Origin of the sequence: Paenarthrobacter sp. 4246 (assembly GCF_040546855.1) — a bacterium.
In the GTDB taxonomy this organism is placed as follows: Bacteria; Actinomycetota; Actinomycetes; order Actinomycetales; family Micrococcaceae; genus Arthrobacter.
Window position 1 is genome coordinate 1 of the sequence record NZ_JBEPOP010000016.1, and the last position, 11,125, is coordinate 11,125.

The window sequence follows — 11,125 nt, forward strand, 5'->3', positions numbered from 1 at the left end:
TCGCACACGGCCTGGCCCTTGAGGTGGTTGGAGATGGCCCAGACCTTCAGGTTGTACTTCTCCAGGACAGCGAGTTTGGACTCGACGTAACCGGGTTCGTCCCAGCGCCAGGCGTCCAGGTGGTCTCCGGAAACGGCGATTTCCAGGCCGTCGTAGCCCCAGCCCGAGGCAAGGCGCGCGACTTCCTCGAAAGGGAGGTCGGCCCACTGGCCGGTGAACAAGGTGTACGGGCGGGGCATGTCAGGCTCCTTCGGTAGCGGTGCTGGTTGCCCTTGCGGACAGCTGGATCAATGCGCTCTTGCCGGCCGCGGATTCTTCCACGGCGGCCAGGATGTGCTGGACGTTGAGTCCATCCTCGAACGACGGCGACGGCGACTCACCGGCCGCGATCGCGGTGAGGAAGTCCCGGATCTGGTGCGTGAAAGTGTGTTCCCAGCCGATAATGTGACCCTGTGGCCACCACGCTTCAAGGTACGGGTGCTCCGGTTCGTTGACAAGGATTCGGCGGAAGCCCTGCTCGCGCACCGGGGCGGTCGCGTCAAGGAAACCGAGTTCGTTCAAGGCCTCGAGGTCGAAGAGGATGGTGCCCTTGTCGCCGTAGATCTCGAGTTTGAGGGAGTTCTTCTGGCCTGTAGCCACACGGGAAACCTCCACCGAGGCGATTGCTCCGGAGGCGAGGGTCAGCGTGGCCCAAGCGGCGTCGTCGACTGTGACGTCTTCTGGACCATCAGCGCCGGGGCGGCGGTCCACGAAGGTGTGCAGGCGGCCCGAGACCTCGGTGACGGCATCGCCCAAGAGGAACAGGACCTGGTCGATGGCGTGCGAGGCGATATCGCCCAAAGCGCCGGAACCCGCTGTTTCCTTACGAAGCCGCCAGGACATGGGAGACTCCGCGTCGCTGAGCCAGTCCTGCAGATAGGCGGCGCGAACGTGCCGGACGGTGCCGAGACGACCTTCAGCGATGAGTTCGCGGGCCAGCGCCAACGCCGGGACGCGGCGGTAGTTGAAGCCGATCATCGACTGGACCCCGCGGGCATGCGCTTTGGCGGCGGCTGCGGTCATCAACTCGGCTTCACCCAAGGTGTTGGCCAGCGGCTTCTCCACGAGCACATGCTTGCCTGCCTCCAAAGCAGCGATGGCGATTTCGGCGTGCATCCACCCCGGCGCGCAGATATCGATGATGTGGATATCGTCCCGTTCAATGACGGAGCGCCAGTCGGTTGCGGATTCGGCCCAGCCGTATTTGGCGGCGGCTTCCGCAACGGCGTCGGCGTCCCGGCCCACCAGCACTTTCTGCTCGAACGCCGGGACGTCGAAGAAGCTGGCAACGTTCCGCCAGGCATTCGAGTGGGCCTTTCCCATGAAGGCGTAGCCGATTGCCGCAACACCCAGCGGGGGGTGGGAAATAGTCGTCATGTTCGTCGCCGGTTCCTAAAGGGTCGCTGTTTCCGGTGCCCAGTCCTCGGGGAGGGCGGCCGAGGCGGGTGCGTTGCTGGTGACGTCCACGAACGCGCCGGATTCCACGGATTCGGCGATCGAAACCATGCTGTCCAGCACGTGGTAGGCGAGGTCGCCGGTGGCGCGGTGCGCAGTGCCGGAACGGAGGGCGCGGGCCATGTCCAGCACGCCCAGGCCGCGGCCGTTGGCTGGACCGGTGGCGGGGATGATCTCAGGTTCTTCCGCGCCTGGACGCCAGAGCTTCAGGTCGCCGTCGAAGTTGTTCGGGTCCGGCAAGGACAGGGTCGCTTCGGAACCGGTGATTTCCACGAAGCCCATGCGTTGGCGCGGGGACTCGAAGGAGAAGACGCTGTGCGAGGATTGCCCGCCTTCGAACTGCGCCATCGCGGAGACGTGGGTGGGGACCTCGACGGCGAATTCCTCGCCGGCTTTGGGTCCGGAACCGATGATGCGGGTGGCTTTGGCGGAGGAGCCGACGGCGGCGACCTTGCGGATGGATCCGAAGGTCTGGATCAGTGCGGTGAGGTAGTAAGGGCCCATGTCGAACAGGGGACCGGCGCCGTGCTGGAAGAGGAACGCGGGGTTCGGGTGCCAGGATTCCGGGCCGGGGGTCTGGAAGGTGGTCATCCCGGTCAGCGGGGTACCGATGTCGCCGCGTTCGATGATCCGCCGCGCGGTCTGCAAACCGGCTCCGAGGAAGGTGTCCGGGGCGGTGCCCAGGCGGATGCCGGCGGCATCGGCTGTCTTGAGCAGGCCGAGCCCGGATTCGCGGTCCAGGGAGAAGGGCTTCTCGGTCCAGACATGCTTGCCGGCGTTGACCGCTGCGGTGGCGACCTCGACGTGCGCGGCCGGGATGGTCAGGTTCACGATGATTTCGACGTCGGGGTGGTTCAGCGCCAGCTCGGGGGTACCGAACTCGGCGATGTCGTATTCCTTGGCCCGTGCTTCGGCGGCCTCGACGAAGAGGTCGGCGACGACCAGGACTTTCAGGTCCGGGAAGACCGTGAGGTTGTCCAGATACTGCTTGCTGATGTTGCCCGCGCCGATGACGGCGACACCCACGGGGCCTTTACGTGTGGAGGGTGCGAAGCTCATGCCTGTGCTCCTTCTGCTGCGTCTGCGCTGGCTGCGGCGGTGAGGTAGGCCAGGCTTTCGGTGATGCCTTCGAAGATGTCGCCGGAGTAGTCGTCGAATTCCACAACGCCAACCTCAAGGGACTTTGCTGCGGCGATCACGTCCAGGACCGGAACGGTGCCCTGCCCTGCGGGTAGCTGGGCTTTGGTGTCTGTGGTGGCCGGGCCGTCCTTGATGTGGATGAGCTTTACACGATCACCGAGGCGGGCCAAGAGCTCCACAGGGTCCTGTCCGCCCACTGCAACCCAGTAGGTGTCTACTTCCAGCACCAGTTCCGAGTCAAGCAAACCTTCGAGGTACTCCAGGGCGGTCTTGCCCTCGACGACGGACTCCAGCTCCCAGGCGTGGTTGTGGTAGCCCACGCGGATGCCGTACTCGGCGCCCTTCTTCGCTGCGGCGTTGAGCTTGGCGGCGGTGGCCTGGATGGCTTCAGCGTCCTGCCAGTGCTCTGCGGGAAGGAAGGGATCGATCACTGTGGTGATACCCAGTTCCTTCGCCGCTGCGAAGATCTCGTCCTGGTCCTGGGACAACAGCGGGGCGTGCCCGGACGGCGCCGTCAGGCCGTTCTCCTTCAAAGCCCGGCCAAGCTCAGAAGCTGTGGCCACAAAGTTGTACGGCTCCACCTGCGTGAAACCGATCTCGGCAACCCTCTTGATAGTTCCCGGCAAGTCCTCCTGAATGGCATCGCGGAGGGTATACAGCTGGAGTGAGTAAGACATTGGGTTCCTTTTCGGGAGAGGTTTTCCGGAAAATCAGGGCCTTGGCGCCAGTCTAGTGAGCGCCCCCTTCGGGGAGCCACAGATTCCATCCTTCGAGGGATGAGTCACCAACTCTTTTCAGCCTAAAGGGACTTTTGCCGAGCGTCCAGCAAAAGTTGCAGGATTTTGTCTAAACTTTCACCGGATGACACGCATAAGCAATCGTGATTCACTGAATGCATGACATCTGAGGCCGGAATCGACGCCGGAATAAACTCCGCGCCCGAGGCCGGCAACCTTTCGCGTGCTGGCGATCTGTTCCAACTTCTCCGCGACGGTCAGGCCCGCACCCGGGCGGAACTCGCCGTCACCACCGGATTGGCCCGCTCCACCATCGCTTCCCGCATCGATGCCCTCATCGGTTCCGGGCTCGTTGGGCCCGCTGGTGAGGCTTCCTCCAGTGGCGGAAGGCCGCCGTCGCGCTTTGCTTTCAACCCCGCCGCCAGGGTGGTCTTGGCCGTCGACGTCGGAGCCACCCACGTGATTGTTGCCGTCACCGACCTTGGCGGCAACGTTCTGGCCGAGCAACGTCTGCGGCAGGAAGTGGCTGAAGGGCCGGACGCGGTCCTGGGCCGCGTCGTAGCTGCGGGTCGTGAACTCCTGGCCGAAGCGGGACGCGAACCCGGAGACCTCGCGGGCATAGGCATCGGCCTGCCCGGCCCCGTGGAGCACGCCAGCGGCAAGCCGGTGAAACCACCCATCATGCCGGGCTGGGACGGATTCGACGTCGTCTCCTACGTCCAGCGCTCCCTGCCGGTCCCGGTCCTGGTGGACAACGACGTCAACATCATGGCGCTCGGCGAGCGCACCGCCTACTGGCCGGACCACCAGAACTTCCTGTTCATTAAGGTGGCCACGGGCATCGGCGCCGGCATCATCAGCAGTGGTCAATTGCAGCGCGGCGCCAACGGCACCGCGGGCGACCTCGGCCATGTCCGTGTTCCGCGCGGCGACGATGTCCTCTGCCGCTGCGGCAACCATGGGTGCCTTGAGGCGCTTGCTTCAGGTCCCGCCGTCGCGCGTCAGCTGCAGGCCCAGGGGCTGGAAGCGTCTACGGGCGGTGATGTCCTCAGGCTTGTTGGCGAGGGGAACCTGCAAGCCATCCAGGCACTGCGCCAAGCCGGGCGCGACGTCGGCGATGTCCTGGCCACCGTGGTCAACCTCCTTAACCCGTCCATGATCATCATCGGCGGCAGCGTGGGAGAAGCCGGCGAGCACCTCGTGGCCGGCATCCGCGAAGTGGTCTACCGGCGGTCCTTGCCGCTGGCCACTACGCACCTGCGCATCGGCATCTCCATGGCAGGCCAGCGTGCCGCGGTCCTGGGCGCCAGCCAGATGGTCACTCAGCATGTCTTGTCGCCGGCCGTGATTGAGGCCACGCTCCAAGCAGCGGGTTAGGTCCTGTTGGGTGCCGGTTGCCGGATGACGGCGTGATAGCAATGAAAGTGATGAAAACTCCTCCTGCATTCGCTGCTTCGTCGTGCGCCCGATGAGCCAGTTCCTCGCTAAAATTCCCCGCGGCTGGCTGATCCTCGCGTGCATTGGCCTCATTGCCCTGAACATGCGCGGCCCCTTTGTGGCTGTGGCTCCCGTGGTCGATTCGCTGCAGCAGGACCTGGGCTTCTCGCCCGTTGAGCTGGGGCTTCTGACCGGCATTCCCGTGCTGTGTTTCTCCCTTGCGTCCCCGTTGGCTTCGCTGGCGGGACGCCGGTTTGGGGCCGAGTTCGCCGTGATGCTCACCTTGCTCGGAGTGTTGGCCGGTGTGATCATCCGCTCCAGCGGTGGCGGTGTCTCGGTGATGGTGGGCACGGTGGTCATTGGCGTGGCCATCACCATCGGTAACATCGCGGTGCCGCTCATTATCCGGCGCGACTTCGCACCCCGGCGCCAGGCGACCGCGATGGGCGTTTACACCGCCGCGCTGAATGTTGGCTCGTTCCTCACCTCCGTGGCTACGGCGCCCCTTGCTGAGCTGGTGGGGTGGCGGCTTTCCCTCGCGGCCAGTGCTCTGCTGGCTTTGGCCGCGATCCTGTTCTGGGTGCCTACGGTCGGAGCTCGACGTGCGTTTGTTCCCCTCGCGGTTCCTGCTCCTCCTGCTTCCTCGGCGGGTCGCGTTGCGGGTGTGCGCTGGCTGACTGTGGGCCTCACACTCGGCTTCGCGGGGCAGGCGTTCTCCTACTATGGGGTTACCGCCTGGCTCCCGAGCTTTCTCTCCGACGAACTCGCCATGGGCACCGCCGAAGCCGGGGCAGGATCCTCCCTCTTCCAGATCTTCGCGATTGTGGGCGGCTTGGGCGTACCGCTCCTGGCCCGCTTCGCCAGTACGACGACGGTTGCGGTCACCTTGAGCGCGCTGTGGCTGACGGTTCCCCTTGGCTTGTTGCTGGCACCATCGTGGTGGTGGATGTGGTCCTCGCTGGGCGGTGTGGCCCAGGGCGGTGGGATCACGGTGATCTTCATAGCCATCATCAAGTTCGCGCAATCGCAGGCCGCCGCCGGCAAAATGTCCGCCGTGGTGCAGGGGGTGGGCTATTGCTTCGCTGCGTTGGCTCCCACTGCCATCGGGTTCGTGCACAGTGTCACCGACGGCTGGACGGTGCCGCTGTTCGTGATCCTCGGCTCGGTGCTCACGTTCTGTGTGTGCACCACGGTGTCCGTGCGCTGGGTGGCCCGGCAGGGTTAGCCCCGCTGCTGGGCTGCCTCCCCGACGGTCGGGGTCACTTGTTGCGAAGAGTGCAGGCAGCCCAGCGTCGGGGCTTGGTGTGTCGCTGGCCAGCGGAAAGCTAGGCGGCGACGAGTTCCTCCTCCGTGGCCTCTTCACGGGCCTCGGTGAGGAAACGGGCGTACGCGGGGATGGTCAGGAAGGTGGGGAATTCCTCGGCCAGGGTGACTTCTTCGAAGATGGCGCGTGCGTCAGCGAAGCGGTCTCCATCGAAGCGTTCCAGGCGGGCGAACTCCTCGTCCAGCATGTCCTCCACCCACTGGGATGTGATGATGTCGCCATGGTCGGTGATGGCGTGGGAGTGGATCCACTGCCAGAGCTGGGACCGGGAGATCTCGGCGGTAGCGGCGTCTTCCATGAGGTTGTGGATGGCCACAGCTCCGTTGCCGCGAAGCCAGGACTCGATGTAACGGATGCCCACCTCGATGTTGAGGCGAACTCCGCCCTCGGTGATGGTTCCCTCGGTGCTGGCGATGTCGATCAACGCGCGGTCGTCGGGGGTGACATCCTCGCGGGAGCGGTCCAACTGGTTGGGGCGGTTTCCGAGAACTGAGTCGAAGACTTCCCGGCATACCGGTACCAGGTCCGGGTGGGCCACCCACGAACCATCGAAACCGTCATTGGCCTCACGGGTCTTGTCGGCACGGACTTTCTCGAACGAGGCGGTGTTGGCAGCCTCATCCTTGCGGTTGGGAACAGCGGCGGCCATCCCACCGATCGCCATGGCCCCGCGACGGTGGCAGGCCCGCACCAGTTGCTCGGTGTAAGCGCGCATGAACGGCTGGGTCATGGTCACCTGGCCGCGGTCCGGGAGCACAAAACGCGGTCCGCGGGTGCGGAAGTTCTTGATCAAGGAGAAGATGTAATCCCACCGGCCAGCGTTCAATCCCGAGGCGTGGTCCCGCAGTTCGTACAGGATCTCTTCCATCTCGAACGCGGCGGTGATGGTTTCGATCAGCACCGTGGCGCGAATGGTCCCTTGCGGGATACCCAGCAGATCCTGTGCCAGGACGAAGATGTCGTTCCACAGACGTGCCTCGAGGTGGTTTTCGATCTTCGGCAGGTAGAAGTACGGGCCCTTACCCTGGGCCAGCAGGCGGCGGGCGTTGTGGAAGAAGAACAAGCCGAAGTCCACAATTCCGCCGGCGATCGGCTTGCCGTCGATCAGCATGTGCTTCTCCGGCAAGTGCCAGCCGCGGGGACGGACCACGATGGTGGGCAGGTCCTCGGCAGCCTTGAGCTTGTACTCCTTGCCCTCCGGGGAGGTGAAATCGATGCGCCGCTCCAAAGCATCGGTCAGGTTCAGCTGACCCTGGATGACGTTGCGCCACGTCGGCGTGGACGAGTCTTCCATGTCAGCCAGCCAGACCTTCGCGCCCGAGTTCAAGGCGTTGATGGTCATCTTCTTATCCACCGGACCCGTGATCTCCACGCGACGGTCCTCCAAACCCGGAGCCGGGGGAGCGACGCGCCACGACGGATCATTCCGGATACCCTCAGTTTCCGGGCGGAACCGCGGATCCTGGCCGGCGGCGATCTGCCCACGACGTGTGTGCCGTGCCTGCATCAGCTCCTGACGACGATCCGCCGTAGCCCTGTGCAACTTGCCAATGAACTCAAGGGCGTCCGGCGTCAAAACCTCGTTCTGCCGGCATATGGGCTGAGCGGTGATGGTGATGCCATTAATAGTGAAGTTGTCAGTGAAGCTGTTCATGTCAATCTCTCCTATGAGAAGCAAATGTTCGACGGCGGCACTTACGTGAGGTGCCCACGAGGCCGGAGGGGCGGTGATGCGGCAGCCTGCGTAAAGGGGCCCTGCGTCCCGGTCCGTCCTCGCTCAGCGAGGTCGAAACCGGGACGTAGGGAATAGCAGGCAGAGCATTGCCGCTCCGCAGGCCGGAGGCGACAATCGCCGTCGTGCCTTCCGGTGAGCGAAGCGAACAGCTCACCGTGGGCGGTGTGGTTAGTGGAATTGGCCCTCTTCGGTCGATCCGACCAGTGCGAGGGTGGATGCGTTCGGGTTGAGCGCGGTTGCGATGTCGTCGAAGTAACCGGTGCCGACTTCGCGCTGGTGCTTGGTGGCGGTGTAGCCGCGGGATTCGGAGGCGAATTCCTTTTCCTGGAGCTCGACGTAGGCGCTCATGCCTTCACGGGCGTAGCCGTGGGCGAGGTCGAACATCGAGTAGTTCAGGGCGTGGAAGCCGGCCAAGGTGATGAACTGGAACGTGAAGCCCATGGCGCCGAGCTCGCGCTGGAACTTGGCGATGGTGGTGTCGTCCAGGTGCTTGCGCCAGTTGAAGGATGGGGAGCAGTTGTAGGAGAGCATCTGGTCGGGGAACTCGGCCTTGACCGATTCGGCGAACTTGCGGGCCAGTTCCAGGTCCGGGGTGCCCGTCTCCATCCAGATGAGGTCGGAGTACGGTGCGTAGGCCTTGGCGCGGGCGATGCAGGGTTCGATGCCGTTGCGGACCTTGTAGAAGCCCTCGGCCGTCCGCTCACCAGTGATGAATTCCTGGTCGCGCTCGTCAACGTCGGAGGTGATCAGGGTCGCTGCTTCGGCGTCGGTACGGGCAATGACGACCGTCGGGGTACCGGCGACGTCGGCTGCCAGGCGTGCTGCGTTGAGCGTGCGGATGTGCTGCTGGGTGGGGATCAGGACTTTGCCGCCCAGGTGTCCGCACTTTTTTTCGGAAGCGAGCTGGTCTTCCCAGTGAACGCCTGAGGCACCGGCGGTGATCATGGATTTCATGAGTTCGTAGGCGTTCAGCGGGCCACCGAAACCTGCTTCGGCGTCGGCGACGATCGGGACCAGCCAGTCCTCAACGGTCTTGACGCCCTCGGCGTATTCAATCTGGTCTGCGCGGAGCAGGGCGTTGTTGATGCGGCGGACAACCTGCGGAACCGAGTTGGCCGGGTACAGGGACTGGTCCGGGTAGGTCTGGCCCGAGAGGTTGGCATCTGCTGCCACCTGCCAGCCGGAAAGGTAGATGGCACGGAGGCCGGCCTTGACCTGCTGAACGGCCTGGTTACCGGTCAGTGCGCCCAAAGCGTTGGTGTAGCCGCCGGTGGGAGCTTCCTCGGTGAGCTGCTTCCAGAGCTTCTCCGAACCGCGGCGGGCCAGGGTGTGCTCTTCGGAGACGCGACCGCGGAGGCGGACGACGTCGGTGGCCGAGTAATCACGGGTGACGCCTTCCCACCGCGGATTGGCGGACCATTCAAGTTCCAGCGCTGCTGCCTGCTCGCTAGCTGTGTCCTGAGCGGACTGCTGTTCTGCTGGTTCAAACGATGCGGTCATTGCATGTCTCCTATGTGGTGCCCGGGCTGGCCTCCGCTGCGCCTTTGCTGCATCGGCCGGCTGCCCGGGGTCTGTATTTCTTTTTCGTAAGTCCTACTTTTCTGCACTTCCAAGTGGGTTACTAGAGGAAAACTATGGAAAGAAACGCACTTCTTCGCGTATTCTCAAGAAATGTCGCCTGTGAGCTGGAATCGTGAAGTCGCGTCGCCGTCGTTGTCCCCTGCGTCCCCTGAACTGGACGTCATCAGCCTTGGCCGCCGCGTCCGCCATCTGCGCAAGCAGGCTGGACTGACGCTGGACGACTTGAGTGCCGCCGTCGGGACCGCACCAAGCCAGCTGAGTTTGATTGAAAACGGCAAGCGGGAGCCCAAGCTGGGGTTGCTGCAGCAACTGGCCGCGTCACTTAATGTGAGCATCGATCAGCTGCTGGGCGCCGAGCCGCCGAGTCGGCGCGCAGCCCTGGAAATCGAACTGGAACGGTACCAGCGCGGCCCGCTGTATGAGTCGCTGAACTTGCCCAAAATCCGCATCAGTTCACGGCTTCCGCTGGATGTGCTGGAGTCGCAGGTCGGGCTGCTTCAGGAGCTCGAACGCAAACTTAATGAGCAGGTCGCGACGCCGGAAGAAGCCCGCCGCGCCAACGGCGAGTTGCGTGCCATGATGCGCGAGCGCGGTAACTATTTCCCCGAGTATGAGGCCGAGGCGCAGAAAGTTCTCAAAGGGGTTGGCTACACCGCGGGGCCGCTGAGCCAGCACGTCATTGCGGACATTGCTGAGAACCTCGGGTTTTCCCTGCACCATGTGGGTGATTTGCCGCACTCGACGCGATCAGTGACGGACTTGAAGAACCGCAGAATTTACCTGACGCAGAACCAACGGCAGGATCACGATCCGCGATCTGTTTTGCTCCAGGCTCTGGGCCACTACGTCCTGGGACACGAAACTCCGCGGAACTACGGGGATTTCCTGGCGCAGCGCGTGGCCACCAACTACTTTGCGGCTGCTTTGCTGCTTCCGGAGCAGGCCACGGTCGAGTTCCTGCAAAAGGCCAAGGCGGCCAAGGAGATCGCGGTGGAGGACATCCGGGACGCCTTCGCCGTGTCCTACGAAACTGCCGCTCACCGCTTCACTAACCTGGCCACCAAACACCTGGGCATCACCACTCACTTCCAGAAGACCCATCAGTCCGGCATCATCTACAAGGCCTACGAGAACGACGGCGTGACGTTCCCGCAGGATCACACGGGGGCGATTGAAGGGCAGCCCTCGTGCAAAGCGTGGACTTCACGCGCGGTGTTTGACGTTCCGGACAAGTTCAGCGCTTACAGCCAGTACACGGACACACCCTCCGGGACTTACTGGTGCACCGCCCGTACCGAGCGGTCAGCCAACGGTGAATTCTCGCTGAGCATCGGCGTTCCCTACCAGCACGTGAAGTGGTTCCGCGGCAGGGAGACCACGGCCCGCGCAACGTCCAACTGCCCGGATCCCAACTGCTGCAAGCGGCCGCCAGCGTCCCTGGCCAACGAGTGGGCAGGCAACGCCTGGCCGTCCGCCCGCGCCCACTCACATCTGCTGGCGGCAATGCCTCCGGGCGCGTTCCCGGGGGTGGACGAGACCGAGGTGTACTCCTTCCTGGCGGCGCACTCCGAGCGCTGACCCTCTCTCACATCACTCGTGCTTGAGTCCCACGCTCTCTCACATCACTCGTGCTTGAGTCCCACGTACTCTCACATCACTCGTGCTTGAGTCCCACGC

General features: G+C 64.0%; 8 protein-coding genes and 1 pseudogene. 3 read left to right on the forward strand and 6 right to left on the reverse strand.

What is annotated here, in order from left to right; genetic code table 11:
• The 4 genes and pseudogenes from ABIE35_RS21095 to ABIE35_RS21110 all read right to left on the reverse strand — a co-directional run.
• Positions 1-239 (reverse strand): annotated as a pseudogene (locus tag ABIE35_RS21095) (sugar phosphate isomerase/epimerase); the annotation flags it as partial.
• 1 nt (position 240) lies between these two features.
• Positions 241-1,416 carry a Gfo/Idh/MocA family protein gene (locus tag ABIE35_RS21100; protein ID WP_354517833.1) on the reverse strand — a complete coding sequence of 392 codons (1,176 nt, stop codon included), beginning with the start codon at positions 1,414-1,416 and terminating at the stop codon, positions 241-243.
• 15 nt (positions 1,417-1,431) lie between these two features.
• Positions 1,432-2,553 carry a Gfo/Idh/MocA family protein gene (locus ABIE35_RS21105; RefSeq protein WP_354517834.1) on the reverse strand — a complete coding sequence of 374 codons (1,122 nt, stop codon included), beginning with the start codon at positions 2,551-2,553 and terminating at the stop codon, positions 1,432-1,434.
• A complete protein-coding gene (locus ABIE35_RS21110; RefSeq protein ID WP_354517835.1) occupies positions 2,550-3,311 on the reverse strand; it encodes a sugar phosphate isomerase/epimerase family protein in 762 nt (253 codons plus the stop codon). Before ABIE35_RS21110 ends, ABIE35_RS21105 begins: the two co-directional genes overlap by 4 nt.
• A gap of 219 nt (positions 3,312-3,530) precedes the next feature.
• Here ABIE35_RS21110 and ABIE35_RS21115 point away from each other — a divergent pair, with 219 nt between their 5' ends.
• Entirely contained in the window at positions 3,531-4,748 is a 1,218-nt protein-coding gene (locus ABIE35_RS21115; protein ID WP_354517836.1) for an ROK family transcriptional regulator, read from the forward strand.
• Between the two features lie 91 nt (positions 4,749-4,839).
• The gene (locus ABIE35_RS21120; RefSeq protein ID WP_354517837.1) at positions 4,840-6,033 is read left to right on the forward strand and encodes an MFS transporter; all 1,194 of its coding nucleotides are present in this window, start codon (positions 4,840-4,842) and stop codon (positions 6,031-6,033) included.
• A gap of 100 nt (positions 6,034-6,133) precedes the next feature.
• Here ABIE35_RS21120 and aceB read toward each other — a convergent pair whose 3' ends face one another.
• Entirely contained in the window at positions 6,134-7,786 is a 1,653-nt protein-coding gene (gene aceB / locus ABIE35_RS21125) for a malate synthase A (RefSeq protein WP_354517838.1), read from the reverse strand.
• A gap of 249 nt (positions 7,787-8,035) precedes the next feature.
• Positions 8,036-9,367 carry an isocitrate lyase gene (gene aceA / locus ABIE35_RS21130; RefSeq protein WP_354517839.1) on the reverse strand — a complete coding sequence of 444 codons (1,332 nt, stop codon included), beginning with the start codon at positions 9,365-9,367 and terminating at the stop codon, positions 8,036-8,038.
• A gap of 171 nt (positions 9,368-9,538) precedes the next feature.
• Between aceA and ABIE35_RS21135 the strand changes: the two genes are divergently transcribed.
• Positions 9,539-11,026, forward strand: coding sequence for a helix-turn-helix domain-containing protein (locus ABIE35_RS21135; protein WP_354517840.1), 1,488 nt, complete (start codon positions 9,539-9,541; stop codon positions 11,024-11,026).
• The last annotated feature ends 99 nt before the right edge of the window (positions 11,027-11,125 follow it).